The organism is Amycolatopsis sp. NPDC051071 (assembly GCF_040682875.1).
Lineage (GTDB): Bacteria > Actinomycetota > Actinomycetes > Mycobacteriales > Pseudonocardiaceae > Amycolatopsis.
Map to the genome: position 1 here is coordinate 1 of NZ_JBFBBY010000032.1, position 18676 is coordinate 18676.

Annotated in this window: 21 protein-coding genes and 1 tRNA gene; 17 read left to right on the forward strand and 5 right to left on the reverse strand. The window is 66.8% G+C overall.

Annotated elements, in window-relative coordinates:
* Nucleotides 1-135: 135 nt before the first annotated feature.
* From otsB to AB0M65_RS13495, 3 genes are all read right to left on the reverse strand, one after another.
* The gene (gene otsB / locus AB0M65_RS13485; protein ID WP_364026218.1) at nucleotides 136-2664 is read right to left on the reverse strand and encodes a trehalose-phosphatase; all 2529 of its coding nucleotides are present in this window, start codon (nucleotides 2662-2664) and stop codon (nucleotides 136-138) included.
* 40 nt (nucleotides 2665-2704) lie between these two features.
* Entirely contained in the window at nucleotides 2705-4156 is a 1452-nt protein-coding gene (locus tag AB0M65_RS13490; RefSeq protein ID WP_364026221.1) for a trehalose-6-phosphate synthase, read from the reverse strand.
* Nucleotides 4157-4238: 82 nt separating this feature from the next.
* Nucleotides 4239-5807 (reverse strand): threonine/serine exporter family protein, encoded by a 1569-nt coding sequence (locus tag AB0M65_RS13495; RefSeq protein WP_364026223.1) that lies wholly within the window; start codon nucleotides 5805-5807, stop codon nucleotides 4239-4241.
* 149 nt (nucleotides 5808-5956) lie between these two features.
* Here AB0M65_RS13495 and AB0M65_RS13500 point away from each other — a divergent pair, with 149 nt between their 5' ends.
* Both AB0M65_RS13500 and AB0M65_RS13505 read left to right on the forward strand, forming a co-directional pair.
* Nucleotides 5957-7534, forward strand: coding sequence for an alkaline phosphatase D family protein (locus tag AB0M65_RS13500; protein WP_364026226.1), 1578 nt, complete (start codon nucleotides 5957-5959; stop codon nucleotides 7532-7534).
* A 46-nt stretch (nucleotides 7535-7580) separates the two neighbouring features.
* Nucleotides 7581-7653, forward strand: a tRNA-Thr gene (locus tag AB0M65_RS13505).
* 58 nt (nucleotides 7654-7711) lie between these two features.
* On the opposite strand, the gene AB0M65_RS13510 is transcribed toward AB0M65_RS13505, so the two are convergent.
* Together AB0M65_RS13510 and AB0M65_RS13515 are read right to left on the reverse strand one after the other, a co-directional pair.
* Nucleotides 7712-9268 (reverse strand): tyrosine-type recombinase/integrase, encoded by a 1557-nt coding sequence (locus AB0M65_RS13510; RefSeq protein ID WP_364026229.1) that lies wholly within the window; start codon nucleotides 9266-9268, stop codon nucleotides 7712-7714.
* A complete protein-coding gene (locus tag AB0M65_RS13515) occupies nucleotides 9265-10536 on the reverse strand; it encodes a helix-turn-helix transcriptional regulator (protein ID WP_364026232.1) in 1272 nt (423 codons plus the stop codon). Before AB0M65_RS13515 ends, AB0M65_RS13510 begins: the two co-directional genes overlap by 4 nt.
* 89 nt (nucleotides 10537-10625) lie before the next feature.
* Between AB0M65_RS13515 and AB0M65_RS13520 the strand changes: the two genes are divergently transcribed.
* The 15 genes from AB0M65_RS13520 to AB0M65_RS13590 all read left to right on the forward strand — a co-directional run bounded on the left by AB0M65_RS13520 (nucleotide 10626) and on the right by AB0M65_RS13590 (nucleotide 18674).
* Nucleotides 10626-10847 carry a DNA-binding protein gene (locus AB0M65_RS13520; protein ID WP_364026234.1) on the forward strand — a complete coding sequence of 74 codons (222 nt, stop codon included), beginning with the start codon at nucleotides 10626-10628 and terminating at the stop codon, nucleotides 10845-10847.
* Between the two features lie 98 nt (nucleotides 10848-10945).
* Nucleotides 10946-11314, forward strand: coding sequence for a hypothetical protein (locus AB0M65_RS13525; protein ID WP_364026237.1), 369 nt, complete (start codon nucleotides 10946-10948; stop codon nucleotides 11312-11314).
* Nucleotides 11311-11580, forward strand: a complete 270-nt coding sequence (locus tag AB0M65_RS13530) for a hypothetical protein (protein ID WP_364026239.1) — start codon at nucleotides 11311-11313, stop codon at nucleotides 11578-11580. Before AB0M65_RS13525 ends, AB0M65_RS13530 begins: the two co-directional genes overlap by 4 nt.
* Nucleotides 11573-12127: a hypothetical protein gene (locus AB0M65_RS13535; protein ID WP_364026242.1), complete on the forward strand. Its 555-nt coding sequence runs from the start codon at nucleotides 11573-11575 to the stop codon at nucleotides 12125-12127. Before AB0M65_RS13530 ends, AB0M65_RS13535 begins: the two co-directional genes overlap by 8 nt.
* A gap of 108 nt (nucleotides 12128-12235) precedes the next feature.
* Nucleotides 12236-12790: a hypothetical protein gene (locus AB0M65_RS13540; protein WP_364026245.1), complete on the forward strand. Its 555-nt coding sequence runs from the start codon at nucleotides 12236-12238 to the stop codon at nucleotides 12788-12790.
* A complete protein-coding gene (locus AB0M65_RS13545; protein WP_364026248.1) occupies nucleotides 12787-13050 on the forward strand; it encodes a hypothetical protein in 264 nt (87 codons plus the stop codon). The genes AB0M65_RS13540 and AB0M65_RS13545 overlap by 4 nt, the downstream gene beginning before the upstream one ends.
* On the forward strand, nucleotides 13043-13231 hold the full coding sequence (locus tag AB0M65_RS13550) for a hypothetical protein (protein WP_364026251.1): 189 nt from the start codon (nucleotides 13043-13045) through the stop codon (nucleotides 13229-13231). The genes AB0M65_RS13545 and AB0M65_RS13550 overlap by 8 nt, the downstream gene beginning before the upstream one ends.
* Nucleotides 13224-13547, forward strand: a complete 324-nt coding sequence (locus AB0M65_RS13555; protein WP_364026253.1) for a hypothetical protein — start codon at nucleotides 13224-13226, stop codon at nucleotides 13545-13547. Before AB0M65_RS13550 ends, AB0M65_RS13555 begins: the two co-directional genes overlap by 8 nt.
* Before the next feature lie 3 nt (nucleotides 13548-13550).
* Nucleotides 13551-14513 (forward strand): hypothetical protein, encoded by a 963-nt coding sequence (locus AB0M65_RS13560; RefSeq protein WP_364026256.1) that lies wholly within the window; start codon nucleotides 13551-13553, stop codon nucleotides 14511-14513.
* The gene (locus AB0M65_RS13565; RefSeq protein WP_364026258.1) at nucleotides 14510-15829 is read left to right on the forward strand and encodes a DnaB-like helicase C-terminal domain-containing protein; all 1320 of its coding nucleotides are present in this window, start codon (nucleotides 14510-14512) and stop codon (nucleotides 15827-15829) included. The genes AB0M65_RS13560 and AB0M65_RS13565 overlap by 4 nt, the downstream gene beginning before the upstream one ends.
* Before the next feature lie 14 nt (nucleotides 15830-15843).
* Entirely contained in the window at nucleotides 15844-16074 is a 231-nt protein-coding gene (locus tag AB0M65_RS13570) for a hypothetical protein (RefSeq protein ID WP_364026261.1), read from the forward strand.
* Nucleotides 16075-16160: 86 nt separating this feature from the next.
* The gene (locus tag AB0M65_RS13575; RefSeq protein WP_364026264.1) at nucleotides 16161-16700 is read left to right on the forward strand and encodes a hypothetical protein; all 540 of its coding nucleotides are present in this window, start codon (nucleotides 16161-16163) and stop codon (nucleotides 16698-16700) included.
* 158 nt (nucleotides 16701-16858) lie between these two features.
* Nucleotides 16859-17377 (forward strand): hypothetical protein, encoded by a 519-nt coding sequence (locus AB0M65_RS13580; RefSeq protein WP_364026267.1) that lies wholly within the window; start codon nucleotides 16859-16861, stop codon nucleotides 17375-17377.
* Nucleotides 17377-17670, forward strand: coding sequence for a hypothetical protein (locus AB0M65_RS13585; protein WP_364026269.1), 294 nt, complete (start codon nucleotides 17377-17379; stop codon nucleotides 17668-17670). Before AB0M65_RS13580 ends, AB0M65_RS13585 begins: the two co-directional genes overlap by 1 nt.
* On the forward strand, nucleotides 17667-18674 hold the full coding sequence (locus AB0M65_RS13590; protein WP_364026272.1) for a hypothetical protein: 1008 nt from the start codon (nucleotides 17667-17669) through the stop codon (nucleotides 18672-18674). Before AB0M65_RS13585 ends, AB0M65_RS13590 begins: the two co-directional genes overlap by 4 nt.
* Nucleotides 18675-18676 lie beyond the last annotated feature (2 nt).

Genomic DNA, 18676 nt, shown 5'->3' on the forward strand with positions numbered 1-18676 from the left:
GCCGGCGCGACGCCTCCAAGCTCAAGTGTCAGGAAAGGGTCTTTCAGGACGAAAAACGTCTTGAAAGACCCTTTCCTGACACACGACAGGGCCCCTTCCCACACGCGGGAAGGGGCCCTGTCGTAGTCGTAGCGGCTACTGGGAGAGCAGGTTCGCGCACCGGATCAGCCCGATATGCGAGTACGCCTGCGGGTGGTTGCCCAGCGAACGCTCCGCGATCGGGTCGAACTGCTCGGGAAGCAGCCCGGTCGGGCCCGCGGCGTCGACGATCTGCGTGAACAGTTCCTCGGCCTCGGTGCGCCGCCCGGTGAGCAGGTACGCCTCGATGAGCCAAGCCGCGCAGATGTGGAAACCGCCTTCGCCGCCGGGGAGGCCGTCGTCGCGGCGGTAACGGTACACAGTGGACCCACTGCGCAGCTCCGCCTCGATCGCGGTCACCGTCGACTGGAAGCGCGGGTCGGCCGGGTCGATCAGCCCGGTCAGGCCGACGAACAGCGACGCGGCGTCGAGGTCTGTGCCGTCGTAGGCGGTGGTGAAGGCCTGGACCTCTTCGTTCCAGCCCTTTTCCAGCACGTCCGCGGAGATCTCGTCGCGCAGCGAAGGCCACGCACCCGGGATCTCGCGGCCGTAGACCTCGCCCAGTTTGATCGCCCTGTCGATGGTCACCCAGCACATCACCCGCGAGTACACCCGGTGGCGCGGCACGTGCCGCTCTTCCCAGATGCCGTGGTCCGGCTCGTTCCAGCGTCGCGTGACGGCCTCGGCCATCGCACGCACCAGCTGCCAGTCCTCGTCGCGCAGCTCGCCGCGCGCTGCCGCCAGTGTCTGCACGAGTTCGACGACCGGGCCGAAGACGTCTAGCTGAACCTGGTGGTTCGCCAGGTTGCCGACGCGGACCGGCCGCGAACCCGCGTACCCGGGCAGCGACTCGATGACCGCTTCGGCGCCGATCACGCTGCCCGCCAAGGTGTACAGCGGGTGCAGCCGTTCCGGACCGGCCAAAGTGGACAGCACGCCGTGCAGCCAGCGGAGGTAGCCCTCGGCCTCCTCGATGGAGCCGAGGTGGACCAGTTCACGCACGGTCATGGCCGCGTCGCGGATCCAGCAGTAGCGGTAGTCCCAGTTGCGGACGCCGCCGATCTCCTCCGGCAGTGAGGACGTCGCCGCCGCGAGCACGCCGCCGGTGTCGGTGTTGACCAGCCCACGCAGCGTCAGCGCGGAGCGGCCGACGAGGTCGGTCTGCACGCTGGGCAGCTTGAGCGTCCGCGCCCAGATGCTCCAGTAGTCGCCTGCTCGCGCCCGGCGGTCCACTTCGGACAGTTCGTGCGCGCCGAGATCCGTGGTGCCGCAACGGAGTTCGAGTACCACCGGCTTCTCCGGCGTGGGCGTCACCAAGGCGGTCGCGGTGTCGTTCATACCGTCGCTGGTGATCACCCACTCCACACCCGGCGAGCGCAGCGCGAACGGTTCCGAGGTGCCTTGCACCAGGAGCCCGTCACCCTCGGCGAGCAGTTTCACCGCCACACCACCGAATTCGGGCCGCGGCGCGAACACGATCTCCGCCGCCGTCTCACCGGAGATCACCCGGACGAGGTCCGTGCGGTGCGCGGGGCTCTCCGGCTCGATGTAGTCGGTGACGAGCAGCCGGGACCAGCGGGTCTCGACCGTCATCGTGTTCGGCAGATAGCGCTGCCCGAGCGGCAGGCCGTTGCGGTGCGGTTTGATCGAGAAGTGGCCGGCACCGGGGCCGCCGAGCAGGTCCGCGAACACCGCGGGCGCGTCGGGGCCGGGGTGGCACAGCCAGGTCAGCCGGGCGTCCGGCGTGACGAGCGCGACCGAACGTTCGTTGGCCAGCATGGAAAGCCGCTCGATCGGCGGCGCCTGCTCGCCGTAGAGCCAGTTGCGGCGCTCTTCGAGCAGGAAGGCCAGCACCATCGCGACGTCGACGGTGTCCGGAACCCGGTACTGCGCAAGACTTTCGCCGTCGCCGACCTTCACACCGATGTCCGGGCCGGCGATCCGCGCGAACGCTTTCTCGTCGGTGACGTCGTCGCCGAGGAAGATCGCCGCGGTCGCGCCGACCTGGTGGCGCAGGGTGTCCAGCGCGCGACCCTTGTCCGTCTGGACGACCGCGAGCTCGACGACCTCCTTGCCGTCGGTCGTGGACACGCCCTCCCATTGCGAGGGTCCATTGTGGACGTCACGCAGCACCCGGCGGCCTGCCTCGTGCTCGGCGCGGCGGACGTGCACCGCGATACTCGCGGGTTTGACCTCGAGCGAGACGCCCGGCACGTCGAGCACCAGGTTCTCCAGCTCGGACTCAAGTCGTCTGTGCAGCCCGCGGGCCTTGTCGTCGAGTGCGTGGATGAAACCGATGTCGAACTCGGAGCCATGGCTGCCGACCAGGTTCACCTCGGCCGGAAGACGGGACAGCGTGGCGAGATCACGCAACGCGCGGCCGGAGATGACCGCGGTGGTCGTCTCGTGCAGGCCGGCCAGCGACCTGAGCGCGCCCACCGATTCGGGCAGCGGCCGGGCTTCGTCCGGATTGGCCGTGATCGGCGCCAGCGTGCCGTCGTAGTCGCAGGCGACCAGCAGCCGCGGGGTACGCGCGACCTGGACAATCGCGCGCCGGAGCTCGGCGGGCAGTGCCTCGGCGGTCAACGATTTCTCCTCGGGAACTATGCGGGGTATGGGGGAAGTCCTAGTCGGCCGGTTCGGCACCGAGTGCTTGGAGGAACGAGCGAGCCCAGCGGTCGACATCGTGCGTAAGGACCTGCCGCCTCATGGCGCGCATACGACGGCGTCCCTCTGCGGGGTCGAGCGTAATGGCAGTCTCCAACGCGTTCTTCACCCCATCCAGGTCATGCGGGTTGACCAGGAGGGCGCTGGTCAGCTCCGCCGCGGCGCCGGCGAACTCCGAGAGCACGAGCGCCCCGCCGAGGTCGTGGCGGCAGGCGACGTACTCCTTGCAGACGAGGTTCATCCCGTCACGCAGAGGAGTGACCACCATGACATCGGCGGCCGAGAAGAACGCGGCCAGTTCGGTCCGGTTCACGGACTGATGCAGGTAATGCACGACCGGGTGACCCACGCGGGCGAATTCGCCGTTGATCCTGCCGACCATCTGCTCGATGTCGCCGCGCATCCGCTGGTAGTGCTCGACGCGCTCGCGGCTCGGGGTGGCCAGCTGGACGAACGTGACGTCCTCCGGCCGGACACGGCCTTCGTGCAGCAACTCGTGCAGTGCCTGCAGCCGCAGGTCGATGCCCTTCGTGTAGTCGAGCCTGTCGACGCCGAGCAGGACCTTCTTCGGGTTGCCGAGATCACGCCGCAGCTGGGCGGCGCGTTCGGTGACGCCCTTGGTCTTGGCGAGTTTGTCGAGGCCGATGGCGTCGATCGAGATCGGGAAGGCGCCGACCCGCACCGTCCGGTCGCCGACCTGCATCAGGCCGGGCCGGGTGCGGATACCGACCGCGCCGCGGCTGGATTCGAGGCCGGCGAGCTGCCTGGCCAGCCAGAGGAAGTTCTGCGCGCCACCCGGCCGGTGGAAACCGACGAGGTCGGCGCCGACCAGGCCGCGGACGATCTCGGTCCGCCACGGCATCTGCATGAACAACTCGACCGGCGGGAACGGGATGTGCAGGAAGAACCCGATCCGGAGGTCAGGGCGCAGTTCGCGGAGCATCGCCGGTACCAGCTGCAGCTGGTAGTCCTGGATCCACACGGTCGCGCCCTCGGCGGCGACCTTCGCACTCGCTTCGGCGAAGCGCCGGTTCACCCGGACGTAGGCCTCCCACCAGCTCCGCTCGAACTGTGGCCGCGCCACCACATCGTGGTACAGCGGCCAGAGCGTCGCGTTCGAGAAGCCCTCGTAGTAGTCGCGGACGTCGTCCGAGGTCAGTGAGACCGGGTGGAGCACGAGGCCGTCGTCGTCGAACTCCTCGACCTCGACGTCGGGGACGCCGGGCCAGCCGACCCAGGCGCCCTTGCGTGATCGCAGGAACGGCTCGAGCGCCGACACCAGCCCGCCGGGGCTCGCCGTCCAGCGCCTGCTTCCGTCGGTGGTCCGTTCGAGGTCCACCGGAAGGCGGTTCGCCACCACCACGAAGTCCGCGGAGGCCGTCCTGCCCGTCTCGAGATTGCCGTCGTTCACCAGCCGCTCCCTCAAAATCGCGGGTCGCTGCCCTAGGGAAGAACCCTATCGCGCGCTCACGCGACGGCCGGTCGTCGCGCGATCACTCCAAGCGTCGTTCGGCGGGTTCCATCGGGCCCGCCATCCGCGGCCCGGCGAACTTGCGTTCGAGCCTGCCGAGCCCCGTGCGCACCGGCTGCGCCAGGTATTCGCCGAGTACCACGCCCGCTGCCAGGGCAAGCCCGATCGCGACCGCGGTCATCAGCGTGGAGATGTTGCCGCCTCGTTCGACGCCCAATTGGTATAGACCACGATAGGTGGAAAGGCCCGGTAGCAGGGGAGTGATGCCGGACACAGCCACCACGAGCGGCGTCACCTTGAGCCTCCTGGCGAGGACGCCACCGCAGAAGCCGACCAGCGTGGCGGCCATCGCGGACGAGCTGACGGCTTCGAAGTCGGTCAGCATCAGCGCGCCGTACACCGCGCCGCCGATCGCGCCGGCCGCTCCCGCGACGATCATCGCGCGCATCGTCGAATACGAGGCGAGCGCGAAGCACGCTGACGCGCCGATACTGCCGACCACGATGATCGGAAGTTGCTGCGGCGTCGACGAAACGACCTCGGGCAGCGGCGTGAGCGGCATCTCGAGCAGCAGTGCGATCTTCAAGGCGAGCACCACGCCGGCGATCAGCCCGGCACTCATCAGCGCGGTTTCCATCGTGCGCCCGGCCGCCGTGACGTAATAGCCGGTGATGGCGTCCTGCACGGCGGAAACCGTGGAAAGACCGGACAACAGCACGGTGACCGCCGCCGCGACGACCAGCGTGGGTTGTTTGCCCGTGGTGAGCAGGTTGCTGCTGACGATCGCCATCGCGGAGAGGGTCGCGACCAGGCCGCCGATCACCTGCTGGAAGAAGAACGGCAGCGCGAAGCGGTTGAGGAAGCGGCCGAGCCGGTCGATGACCGCGCTGATCACCAGCGCGACCAGTGCGACGTCGATGCTGCCGCCGAGAATCAGCGTGATGAACGCCGCCAGCCCGCCCCAAGCGGCCGTGGCCACCCAACGGGGGTACGGATGCGGTGCCGTCGTAATCCTTTGGAGTTCCTGCTGTGCTTCTTCGGCGCCGATGTTCCCGCGAACGAGCCGGCGGACCAGGGTCTCCGTCTGGGTGAGCCGCGTGTAGTCGAGGCTGCGCGAACGGACGACACGCAGTGCCGTCACCGGCGCCATGTCGGTGCCGCGATGGCAGGTCACCGTGATCGAGGTAAAGATCACGTCGACCTCACAGTGCGGGAGGCCGAGTGCGGAGGTCAGCGCGATGATCGTCGCCGTGACGTCGGAGGCGCCGGCGCCGCTCGACATCTGGACCTCGCCGATGCGCAGGGCGAGGTCCAGGACGAAGTTGACCGTCGAGTCGTCGGGTGGTTTGGGGCCCATCGCCTCGTCGACGTCGACGGCGGGCTGCTCGGCCGTCGGCGCTTCGAGGATCTGCCAGGCGCGGCGGCGCAGCAGATTCGGCCGGTGTGAGCGGGTCTGGTGGTTCGATCGCTCACCGTCACGCTGGCGCGGCGCTTCCAGCAGCCATTCACCACGTTCGGGTGTTTCGTCCTGGTTCTGTCCGGCACCGCGTCTGACGCGCTGGGTCCCTTTGGTGTGCTCGTTGATCTTCATGATCGATCCACCTCCTCACTCTGTTCGAGGGCGTTTCCCGAGGGACCATCGGGACCGGCGCCCCGACCGTTGCAGGTAATCCGAAGTGGCGTCCACCACGTTTGCCGAAGATCATCGCGGCGAGCCCGGCTTGGGGCACACTTCATGCCATGGCGTCCTCGGTGAGCAGGCGTTCCGTCCTTCGCGCGGCCGGTGTCACGGCGGCCGGGACAGCGGCGACATTCACTCTTTCGAGTGCATCTACCGGGTCGGAAGCCCCGGTTTTCGCGCACGGCGTCGCTTCGGGTGACCCGATGCCCGATTCGGTACTCCTCTGGACCCGGGTCACGCCGACGGCCGACGCCGTCCCGGGATCCGGCAAGGGACCCTCGGTGGAGGTCCGGTGGGAGGTGGCCGCCGACGCCGGTTTCGCGGACGTCGTCGCCAGTGGTCACACGAGGACTGGTCCCGAACGCGACCACACGGTGAAGGTGACGGCAGGCGGGCTGTGCGCGTCGGCCGCGTACTACTACCGGTTCTCGTCGCGCGGCAAGATCTCGCCGACCGGGCGGACGCGCACCGCGCCCGCACACGAGGAGGACGTCGCGCGGCTGCGGTTCGGCGTGGTGTCGTGTGCGAACTGGGCTGTCGGTCACTTCGCCCCCTACGGCTATCTGGCCGGCCGCGACGACCTGAACGCCGTCATCCACCTGGGTGACTACCTCTACGAAGGTAATCCGAACCCCGCGGGTGATCTCCGGCCTTCGGTGCCGCCCAACGAGCTGATCACACTGTCGGATTACCGGCAGCGTCACGCGATGTACAAGACCGACGACCACCTCCGGCGACTCCACGCCCGCCATCCGATGATCGCCACCTGGGACGACCATGAGGCAGCCGACAACGCTTGGTCCGGTGGATCGCCGTCACACGATCCGGCGACCGAGGGCGGTTGGCCCGCCCGGCTGAAGGCGGCGCACCAGGCGTACTTCGAATGGATGCCGGTGCGGCATCGCGGCGACAAGCTGTACCGGCGGCTGAAGTTCGGGCTACTGGCCGAGCTGACCATGCTGGACCTGCGGACCTACCGGACCCGGCAGCCCGAGCCGGGTGCTCCGGAGGATCCGGAAGGCACGATCCTCGGCGCCGACCAGCGGCAGTGGTTTCTCGAAGGCCTCGCGCGGGGCACGGCGTCGTGGAACGTCATCGGGAACTCGGTGATGGTCACGCCGATCAAGGTGCCCGCCCTGCCGCCGCGCGAAAAGCTCGCGCTAGCCGATCTGCTCGACGGGCAGCCGACCACCGTGAACACCGACCAATGGGACGGCTACACCGCCGACCGCCGCCGTGTGCTGGACACCATCGCCGCGCGGGGACGCGGGAACACGGTGTTCCTGACCGGCGACGTCCACTCGTCGTGGGCGAACGACGTGCCGCGGGACGGGACGAGCGTCGCGGCCGAGTTCGTCTGCCCGTCGGTCACCTCGGACAACATCGACGAACAACTCGGCATCCCACCGCGGACCGGGTCGCTCAAGGTCGAGGCCGCGATCCGCGCGCTGAACCCGCAGGTGAAATTCGTGGAACTCGACTCGCACGGCCCCGGCGTCCTCGAAGTGACCCGGGACGCCGTCCGGATGAACTGGTACTACGTCGCCGACCGCCGCGACCCAGCGACGTCCGTGACGTTCGCGCACGCCTTCCGGACGGTGGCGGGGGAACCCTGGGTGCGCCCTGCGAACGGGTGAAGGGACGCCGATATACTGGGCTTGCCCGGGGCTGTCCCTGGGCAAGGCCGCTATAGCTCAGCTGGTAGAGCATCTGTCTTGTAAACAGAAGGTCAGGGGTTCGAGCCCCCTTGGCGGCTCACTTCACTTCCCACCGAAAACACCCATCTACCTGGTGTTTTCCATCTTCGCTTGTTGCTAACTGCCTATCGCGTGGGTGCCCGCAGGTGTTACGGGCGCCTCCGGGGTGCCCGCGGGGTGCCCGCGCGTTTTCCGACGGGGTACGACGGCCACTGTTGCTTCGGCGGCCGTGCGCGCCAGCTCGGGGAGGACGCTCGTGTACGTGTCCCGCGTGACGACCCACGACGAGTGTCCGAGCGTTTCCTGGACCACCTTCAGGTCGATGTTCGCCTGGAGCATGAGCGTGGCCGCGACGTGCCGGAGATCGTGCAGCCTGATCGGTGGCAGGCCCACGGCTTTGCAGTGCCGTTCGAACTCGTCGCCGATCCATGAGGGCCGCAGGGCCGAGCCGTCCGGCCGTGTCCAGACTCGCCCGGAGTCCACCCATGCCGGGCCGAGGCGCAGCCGTTCGCGTCGCTGCTGGACGCGGTGCTCACGCAGGAGGCGCATCCCCTCGTCGTCGATCGGCACCCGTCGTGTCGACGCTTCCGACTTCGGATCGCCCTCTTCTACCTCGTACTCGACCTCAACAAGTTGCGTGTTGATCTCGACTTCGCGCGCCTTGTCGTAGACCTCGGTCCAGCCGAGGCCGGCAGTCTCACCGCGGCGTGTGCCGCGGTAGATCATGACGTGCCACATCGACGCTTGCTCGGGGGCTTCGGCGGCTACGTAGTCGAGGAAGGCCCCGGCGTGCTCAGGTAGCCAAACCATCACGGGTCCCGGCCGCAGGCCGGTCTCCTGCCACTTCTCGACGCGTTCCGGGGTCCACACGAGCGGCCTGGCGCGCTTGGCGCTGATGCTGACGTGCTTGGCCGGGTTGAACGTGATCAGCTGTGCCGTGATCGCGTCGTTGAGCGACTTCCGCAGAGTGCCGAGGATGCGCTGCTGCGACGCCTTCCCGACCGGCCGCCGGTACGGCGGAAGCTGCGCGAGCTGTTCGCGCAGCTTCCGCTTCTGCGCCCGGTTGCCGATCGCTTTGGCTTGCTGTTCGAGAGCGGCCCGATCGGCGTTGTTCGCGCGGGTGGTCTCGTTGTCGTCTTCGATCCTGGCGAACATCTCGGTGACGTGGTCCACCTGCAACCGGTCGCGCCGCCGGGTTCCCAGCTTGGGCTTGAGGTAGTTCCGTACGTGGCCTTCGTAGAGTACGTACGTGTTCCGGCGTAGCTTGTCTTTTTTGGTCGGCAGCCACCAGTCGAGATGCGTGGACATGTTGGTTTTGTTGTTCAAGGGAGTGCCGGCGCGCAGCTGTACGCGGATCTCCTCGGGATCCGGAAGCGGTTCCTTCGGGCCGAGCGCATCGAGTAGAGCGGCGACGGTCTCCTGGTCCTCGTCCTCACCGTCCTCTGCAAGGCCGAGGAGATCGTGAACGCGGTCGAGGTCCTTCTTAGCCAGCTTCTTTGTCTCGTATCCCTCGCGGCGGAACGTCCGGCGGTTCCCGTTCTTGTCAGGCGGCAGTTCGTGCCGAAGCTGCCAGACGCCGTGTGAGCGCTGCGCGAGCTTCGGGCAATTGGCACCGAGGTCCTTTCGGTTCTCATCCCTGCATCGGCATCTTCGCCGAATTCCACCTGCTGTCATTCTGACTCCCTGTTCTCCTCCATTTTATGAAGAACCTCTGTCGCGATCTGCAGTTGCGTGATTGCGCTCTTGTAATCTTCCTCTGCGATCTCAAGTTGGGGCTGCAAAGCTTCTCTCTCGGAGTCGCTGTCCGCCTTAGCTAATTCATTGCGAAGCCGGTCGAACTTCTCGTATGCCCGCTCTTCGCGCACAGAAGCTCGCTTTAGTCGTTCTTGAGCTAGCAGTAAATTCTCGCGGTTTACATGTTCGAACAGTTTCTTGTCTGACGTTGTTAATTCGACCTTACTGTTCGCGATGAGTCGTTGCGATCGTCGATGACGTTCGAGTGATAATCGTGCATCGGTTACTGCTTCGCTAAATTTGTCGAGGGCTGCGCGTCTGAGAACTTCATTCTCATCGGATGATATTCCCCTGTGCGCGCTTACCTCTTCCACCTTCAGGATTGCTCTTGCAACTCTGTCGCGCTGGGCTGCATATTCGACTAGCCATCCACTGTCGCGGCCACCCTCGGCTAGGTTTTCCCTTGGTGGCAGGTCAAGCTTCCTGAGATGGAGTTCAAGGTTTGCCGTACGGCGATCTTCTGGCGTCGTGGTCGCCGCTTCATTCATGCGCCAAGCGAGATAGTGTTTATGTTCCTGCAGTTCGCGAATCCTCATGTTTGCTATACGCAGTTCGGTCTCGGCTTCGCGAAGTTCTGAGCTGAGCTCGTCAAATTCTTCTCGCATCTTGCTCAATGGAGCAGGTTCTCCCGGGGTGGGCAGTGACCAGAGGGCTTCCATTGGAATTCTAAACACATAAGAGAGTGCGAAGACTTCAGATGCGCGAATTGGACGCTTGCCGCTCTCGAGCTTGGCTATCGTTGTCTGGTGCATCTTGAATCCGACGCGTTCAAGATGGTTTGCCAAGTCCTCCTGGGACCATCCTCTATCGGTGCGAAGTTGTCGAATTTTGCTCGACAAAACTTCTTCGTATTCTTCGAAATCTTTCCGGGTGGGTTTTGCCTTGGAAACCTCAAGCGATGAATGATCCCAGATGTTGCGATGGCGCGTCTCCTCACCGAGGAGACCTTCGTACGTGTAGTACGCGGCCTCGAGCTCTTGCATGAGCTGTTCGCGCGTGAATTGCTTCAGGATTTTAAGTGGGACACGACCAGTGATGTACGGCACGCCTTCGTCCTGCGCCATCCCCGCGACGTAGCCTTCGTAGCCCTCTGTGGCCCAGTAGTCGCGGTCTGCATCTGTGTGTACCTGGTCGTCCCGCTCTGTCATGTGCCGACACGCTACCGGCATCAATGGCTTGATATCTACCCGCCAGACGCTTAAGCTCCCGCCGCATGAGAACTAAGCCTATGGGTCAAGTGGCTCAGCCGCTCACCCTGGAACAGATCAGACAGTGGCCCGCGACCGTGGATGTGGTCACGGCGGGACGACCGCTCGGATTGGGACGTAACGGCGCCTACGACGCGGTCAAGGCGGGGGATTTCCCGGTCCGCGTCCTCAAGATCGGCAGCCGGTATCGCGTAGTCACGGCTGAGCTGGTCGCACTGCTCGAAGCGCGATCCGCTCCGGAGTCGGCGTGATCGACATGGACGCCACAAAGAAGAAGGACCGCCCGACCGCGTGCTTGGCGGCTGAGGTCGGACGGCCCGTAAACACGGACACCCTGCAAGGAGTAGCCATGCTCGACGCTAATTATGCACCAAGCGTGACCGCGCCGGAATCGTTCCGTGAGGTTGACGACCCTCGGATGCGTGAGTTCCTGCTGAATGACGAGGTCAGCGTGCTGCTGCTCGAAGCCTTCTTCGGCGGCTGCGAGCCGCTGTACCTCGAAGCCGTCGAGCTGATGTTCAAGCGAGTCGACGAGCTGGGTGGGATGGAGCTTTACCAGGAGTGGATGCGCACGCTCTCGCCCGAAGAGGATGTCGACGGTGAGCGGAACACCTGGCTCGGCATGGTGCTCGCGCTCCAGTGGCTGCTCCGCCGTGCTGACGGCTGGGACATGACGGTGGGCATGGGAGTTCAGCCGGTCGAGGACGGTGTCGAGTGAGCGCGCCGGACTGGCGGCACGCTGCTGTCGAGGAGATCGAGACCGCGACGCTTCGCGAGGACTGGGCGGCTGGTCATCGGCTGGCGCGTGCAGCCTGCGACAGGATGTTCGCCGAGGAGTCGGCGCGGACAGGCCGCTCGGTCGCCGCTTTGGAGGCCGAGGCGATGTTCGAACTCGGCTGCATGCTGGAAGAGCTGAACGGGGTGTGGCCGTTCACGACGGATCCGCGTACGCCGGTCCCCGTGGAGGCGGTGCTCCATGAATGAGCAGCAGGCGCTCAACTTCGGTTCGGTGGACGCGACCCCCTCGGCGGCCATCACCCCGGTCTTCACCGTCGACCGGCTCTGGCAGATCAACACGGCCACCTTCGCGCAGTACCACGCCGGGCTGATCACGCTCGACGACGTACAGGCAACGATTATGGCCGCGCTCGAGGACTTCGATGAACGGCGCCGTGTCGCGGCCGCCGTCCGGGACGCCGAGGTCGTCGCGAACCGCGACGGCCTGACGGCGGCGGACCCGCGCGCCACCTCGGCGCGGGCGGCCGCGCTGGTTGCCCCGAAGACTGGGACGCAGCGCGCCCGGATCCTGGCCTACATCGTCGAGTCGAACGGCGTCAGCGACTTCGAGATCGAACGCGACTTGCGGATCCTGCCGAACAGCCTGCGTCCGCGCAGGAACGAGCTTCTGGCTGGCGGGTTCATCGCGGACAGCGGCGAGACTCGGCAGCACCGCGGGAGCCCGTGGACGATCTGGCGCGCAACCGCGGCGGGGGACTCGTGGTTCCTGCGGAGTGCTGGGGGCGCTGCATGAGCATCATCACCGCGTTCGCATGGCTCGGCGGCGCTTTCGCCGTCGGCTTGTTCATCGGCCTCTCCTGGCGCCCGGCCCGCGTCCCCCGCATGTCCGAGGAGGACACCCGTGACTGAGTCCATCGCGAACCGTCCCCAGACCCGCGAAGAGGTCGAGGCCGAGTACGCCAAGATGTTCCCGATCTGGGCGAAGTACCGCGAGGTCGTGTTCGAGCACGGCCGCCCGAGCGGCGTGCCGCTCAGCGAGCCCTACAACGACGGGATCTTCGTTCCCCAAGCCGCGCAGGAAGCGTTGAAGCGAACCGGGCACCCGAACCCGTCGGATCCCGTGCTGCTGGCCGCGGTCCCGTTTTTGGTCCGTGGCATCGACGAGGAAGTCAACTCGCAGTGTCCACCTCTGAAGCCGGAGATGTTCGACCACGTCGTGCAGCACTTTTTCCAGTTCGGGAATTGCGTCCCGACAGGGGAGGAATGGTCGGCGCAGCCCGAGGAAGAGCAGTGCTCGGATGCCGCCGAGATTCTCGACCGGATGTCGCCGGATCAACTCACCGAGCTGGTTCGGTCCGTTCTGCCGAAGCTGCTGGACGACGTGATCGAGGCGGATAAGGTGCGTATCCGTCGCGAGGCGCTGCGGGTCATCGCGGATGCGGCGGAGGGCAAATGAGCAACGTCGTGATGATCGCGTGGTTCTTCGCGGTCGCTGCCGCCGGTCTGGTCGGTGGCGTCGTCCTCGGCCTGCTTGTCGCCCGTGAGCGTCCGTCTCAGCGTGCCCTCGATGCGCACGACGAACTCGTCATCGGCGAGTTCACCAAGAAGCTGCGGGCGCTCGTTGAGCGGGACCGCCAGCAGACGACCGAACTCGCGGAGATCTCGAAGGACATCGGCGAGGCCGTCGACCGGATCGAGGGAGTCGGGCGTGGGTGAGGTGCTGCCGATCGTCGCGCCTTCGCGTGCGGAGTTGTGGCGTCGTCACCAGCTGGCGAAGTCGCTTCTGTCGCACCGTGGATGCACGCCGGAGACGGGGGCGCTGGTGATCGCGGTCCTCGACGGCGAGCAGCCGCGAGAGATTGAGCCACTCGGCGTGCCGGGTGGCGGCGGTGGCTGAGTCAGGGCAGGTGGCCGCGGTCCCATCGGTGGAAATCGCCACCGCGATCGCGGCCGCCCGCGCTGACGCGACTGCTTCACGCGAGTCGGATCCCGTCTACAGCGAGCTGATGGCGACGTACGTCGAGCTCGGGGAACTGCTGGAGCGCAACAACCACGTCACGCCGGAATCACCGCCGGACGTGGTGTCGGAGTACGAGGAAGAGTGTCGGGTTCTGGTAGGCCGACTGATCGAGCTGGAAGCCCCGCTGCGGCACCAGTTCGATCAGCGGTGGGCCCGATGGTGCGCGAACAACATGGATCTTGAAAGGAAGTAGCCCGTGGCCTGGTTCAAGGTCGACGACAGCCTGCACAGCCATGTCAAGGCGATGCGTGCCGGTGTCGAAGCGATGGGGTTGTGGGTGCTGGCCGGTTCGTGGGCGGCGGACCAGCTGACCGATGGGTGGGTGCCGTCGTACGCGGCACAGCGCCTTGCAGCAAATGCTGAAGTACTTGCTTCGCGTTTGGTTGCCGCTGGCTTGTGGCACGTCGGAAGCAACAACGGAGAAGACGGCTGGTGGTTTCACGAATGGTGCGATCGGCAGCCGACCCGCGATGAAGTGATGGATCGGCGCCAGAAGCGCTCTGATGCGGGCAGGAAGGGCGGGCAACGCTCTGGCCAGGCACGACGCGGAGCACCTGAAGCAACCACCCAAGCAACCGACGAAGCAAATGCTTCAGCAAGTGCTCAAGCAGAAACGAAGCAAAAACGAACCCCGTCCCGTCCCGTCCCCTCTTTAAATACTTCGTCCAACCAGAGGTCGGACGGGACCGTTTCGGCCGCCGACTTCGATGCCTTCTGGGCCGCCTATCCCCGACGCGAAGCGAAGAAAGGGGCTCAGGTCAAGTTCGCTCGGGCCGTCAAGGACGGCACTCCCGCAGCGGCAATCATCGCGGGGGCCGAGCGGTACGCGGCCTACGTCGCCCGGGTCGGACGCGAACGGGAGAAGATCAAGATTCCGACGACGTGGCTCAACAACGGCTGCTGGCTCGACGAGCTCGACGGCGTTGGCCCCGCGGCGCCGACCGGGGAACCCGGCGAGTGGCTTCGCGGCCTCTGGACAGCCGCGGACGTGGAGCCGATCGAGAAGGCCGCCCGGCTCCGCTACGAACGCCCCGACCTCCCGCCCGGCATCGACGGCAAGCAGGCTGTCGCCCGCTTCTTCCGCGACCACAAGCGTGCCTGGATCACCGAGCACCACCAGGAGATCCTGACGCGCCTCACCACCGAGGACGCAGCATGACCCACCCCGACGACGTACAGCACCAACCGGCCAACCTCGCCGCCGAGGCCCGCGCCCGGCTCGAGCCCCACGCCGAAGAGGGCTACTTGGTCTCGCTCCTGCTCACCCTCACGACTCGGCACCTTCGCGACGAAGCCCTCGCCCAGGTGGCCCCGGAGGACTTCGCCAACGTCGCGTACGGCGGGCTCTGGGGTACCGCGCAGCGGCTGCAGGCCGAGGGCAAGACCATCAACGCACGCAGCCTCGCCGCCGCAGCCGACACACACGGCGAGAACGCGCAGCGCACTCTCGCCCGGTTCGTCGGCATCGTGCCCGACCCCGCAGACTACCCACACAGCATCGCCGAAGTCCGGCGCTGTAGCGGACTCCGCAAAGTCGTCCAGGCCACTGAGCGGATCAACCAGCGTGTGATGTCCGCAGTGGACGGATCAGAAGCCCTCGCCTCCGCCCACGACGAACTCGCCAAGCTCGACAACGGCACCGGCAAGCAGGCCAGGCACAGCGAGACCTTCCGCGACCTGCTCACCCGACTGGACACGGAACTCCGCAACCCCGAGGACTTCCGGATCATCCCGTTGCCGTGGCCCGAGCTCAACGATCGCGTCTCGGGAGGACTCCACGCCGGACGGATGTACGTCATCGGCGCCCGCCCCGGCGAAGGCAAGAGCATCGCCGCGCACCAGGCCGCCGAGCACGCCGCGTCCCTCCGACATCCCGCGCTCGTGTTCAGCGTCGAAATGGGTGGCGTCGAGGTCGCCGGCCGCATCGTCGCGAACGGCGCCTCGATCGAGATGTCGGAGATCTCCCGACGTGACTTGTCGACCAGCTCATGGCGGCAGTTCGAGGAGTACCGCGCCCGCGCGCAGGACTACCCGCTGGTCATCAACGACCGGCCCGACCTGACCCTTGGGTACATCACCGCCACCTGTCGCGCCGTCAAGCGACAGACCGGCCTCGACGTGGTCGTGATCGACTACTTGCAGCTCTTGAAGTCCGAACGCAACCTTCCCCGCGAGCAGCAAGTCGCGCACGTGTCCCGCTCCCTGAAGCAGCTCTCTCGGGAACTCGATTGCGCCGTCGTCGTGCCCGCGCAGTTGAACAGGAACAGTGTCGCCCGCGGCAAGGCCATGCTGTCCGACCTCCGCGAGTCCGGCGGCATCGAAGCCGACGCCGACGTGGTGATGCTGCTCGCCCGCGAAGTCACCGAGCGAGGCGAACCCACCGGCTACCTGAACATCAACCTCGCGAAGAACCGTCACGGCCGAGTCGGCGACATCGACCTCCAGTGGCGCCCGCACTACTCCCGCATCGGCTGAACGGAGACACCCACATGCGCGAATCCATCCCAGGTCGTCCGGCCACCTACGACGCCGACACTCCACGCGAGGCCTCCGACTGGGACCGGCTGGTCGCCGATGCCCGCGCCAAGGTCACTGCGTGGGCCAACGACCCCACCACCAAACCCGACGAGTTCGCCGCTGCAGCCGTAGAGGTGGAGCGACGGCAGGACCGCAGACGTGACGCCCGATGGCACCGAGCCAACCAGGCCCTCGGTGGATGACACGACGTTGCCGGTGCCTGGTTGCCAACCAGCTCCGCGATATGGTGGGACGATCGTGCAGGAAGTTTCCGGTAGGGGAGGCGGCCATGACCGAGATCATCGAATTGATGGACCACGTGATCGGGAAGACCGCTGTGACCAGGCGTCCCGGTGTGATCGGCACGAAGGGCGGCTTCGGCAGCGTTCCGCCGATCGACCTGGATGCGCTTGTCCTGCGGGACGAGTACCTGGCGGCGTTTGGGCCACGGCAGGTTGAGCTGGAGGCGGTTGTCATGGAGAGGATTGAGCGGCCGGCGCGGGTGCCGCTCGGCCTCTGCGCCTGCGGGACGCCGGTCTCCTGCGAGTTCGACCGGGTGGCCGCGCAGTGCGGCAGCTGCGGTGACTGGTTGAGCCGGGCGGAGTCGGTCCACGCGGCCCGCGAGTTCGTCGAGACCACGCGGTTGACCGCGGCCGAGATCGAGGAGGAGACACGCGGTTGGGGCTCACCGGTGAAGGCGTCCCGGGTGCGGCAGTGGCGCTGCCGTAGCCAGATCGTCCCGGACGCGGAGGGCCGCTTCCTGCTCGCCGACGTGCTGGCGTTGATCGACGTGACGACGATCTTTGACAGCCCCCTGTCGACTGCGTAGTGTGACGAATTGAGGCGGAGCTATCTCCGCAGAACCCCCACCAGCCACACGGCCGGCGGGGGTTCTTTCGTTCTCCGGTTGAGCGCGACGCGGCGTGTCCCTACCTCGCGACCGCGTCGCGCTCCCGGCCTCCAAACAAAGGCGGGGGTGAACGAACGATGCCCGACCCCGGACACAACCAGGCCAACCGCGCCGAGTTGGCCGAGAACCGCGCTGCCGCGTACCGGCTGAAGCTGCGCGGCCTGTCCGACCGCGCCGCCGGCGCCGAACTCGGCGTGAGCCACACGACGATCCAGAACTGGACGAAGCAGGAAGCCGACGAGATCGTGCTGCCGCTGGCCGCCGAGCTGCGGAAGGTGCAACTGGAGCGGCTCGGTGAGATGCGGCAGGCCGGACTCGAGGTGCTGGCCCGGATCCACTTCACTGTGTCGCACGGCAAGGTCGTCCACATGGCTGGTGAGCCGCTGGAGGACGACGGCCCGAAGCTCCAGGCGATCGACCGGCTGCTCCGGATCGAGGAGCGGATCTCGAAGCTGATGGGCACGGACGCCCCGACTCGTGCGGAGATCGAAGCGCGCGTGGAGCCGCGGCCTGCCGAGCTGGAAGCCCTGATCGCGCACGCGCGGGCCCGCATGGAGGCAGACGAAGTCGAGATGACCGGAGAGGCAGGCCCGTGATGGACGCCGACATGTTGGTGGTGCACAAGGTTCTTCCGCTGGTCGACCTCTGGCCGAAGAGCTGCTCCGCGCCGGGAGCAATCAGCGGCACGGACTGGCAGGCGATGGTGGCGGTCAAGCGGTACCACTGGGAGAGCGGAGAGCGGACCAAGTACGGCGCCATCGTCTACCTCACGGCAGACGAGCAGCCTCCGACGCCTGAGGCGGTCTGCAAGGCGCTGATCGATCAGACCGGCTTCGCGAACTGGAAGGCGAACGTCTGCGGCTCCGGGTGGATCGGGACCGCGGCGTGAAGATCTTCTACTGGGTGGCGGACTACTCCGGCTGCGGCTACTACCGCTGCCTGCTGCCCGGCGCCGAGCTGGCGAACCGCGGGCACGACGTGATGGCCGACGGCAGCACCGTGCCGAAAGAGGTCCACTCCGGCGAGTGTGACGTGGTTGTCGGTCAACGGGTGTGCAACGAAGCTGCCTCGATCACCTGGCAGAAGTTCGCCCGCGCCGGCCACACGAAGCTCGTGTTCGAGACCGACGACCTGCTGACCGAGGTCGACCCGTCGAACCGGATCGCGCACGCCTTCTACAACTCGGAGATGGTGCGCCGGTACCGGGAGAACCTCGCTGTCGCCGACGTGGTCACCGTGACCACGCCCCGGCTGGCCGAGCACGCCCGCGAGATCAACCCGACAGCGGCGATCCACGTGCTGCCGAACCAGATCCCCGCGTGGTTGCTGGAGCACGAGCGCCCCGCGTCCCCGGATCCGGACCTGGTGACCATCGGGTGGCGCGGCGGGCTGTCGCACCAGAGGGACTTCGGGGAGCTGGCGAAGTCGCTGCGCGCGTTCCTGCTGCACCCGCGCAACCGCGGTGTCGCCGAGTTCCACGCGATGGGCGCGCCGTACCACGAGCGGGTCGCGAGCAACCACGGTCGCGTGCGATGGACCGGCTGGCACGAAGCCGTCGGCGACTTCCTGCGCGCCGTCGACTTCGACCTAGCCGTGATCCCGCTGCGGCCGTCGATCTTCAACGAGTCGAAGTCGGACCTGGCGCTGGTGGAGATGTCCGCGCTCGGCATCCCGTCCATTGTGTCCGTCTGGCCCGGGTCGCCCTACACGGCGCACTCCGCCGCCGGGCCCGTCGGGTGTTTCGCGGGTGACTGGGCCGAGCAGCTTCGGTACCTCGTCGACAACCCCGAGGCGCGGGAGCAGCTCGGCAAGGAAGCGCGCGAGTGGGCCGCTGGCCGGACGGTCGAGGGTAACGCGTGGCGTTGGGAACAGGCATACGGCGACGAAGGGTAGGA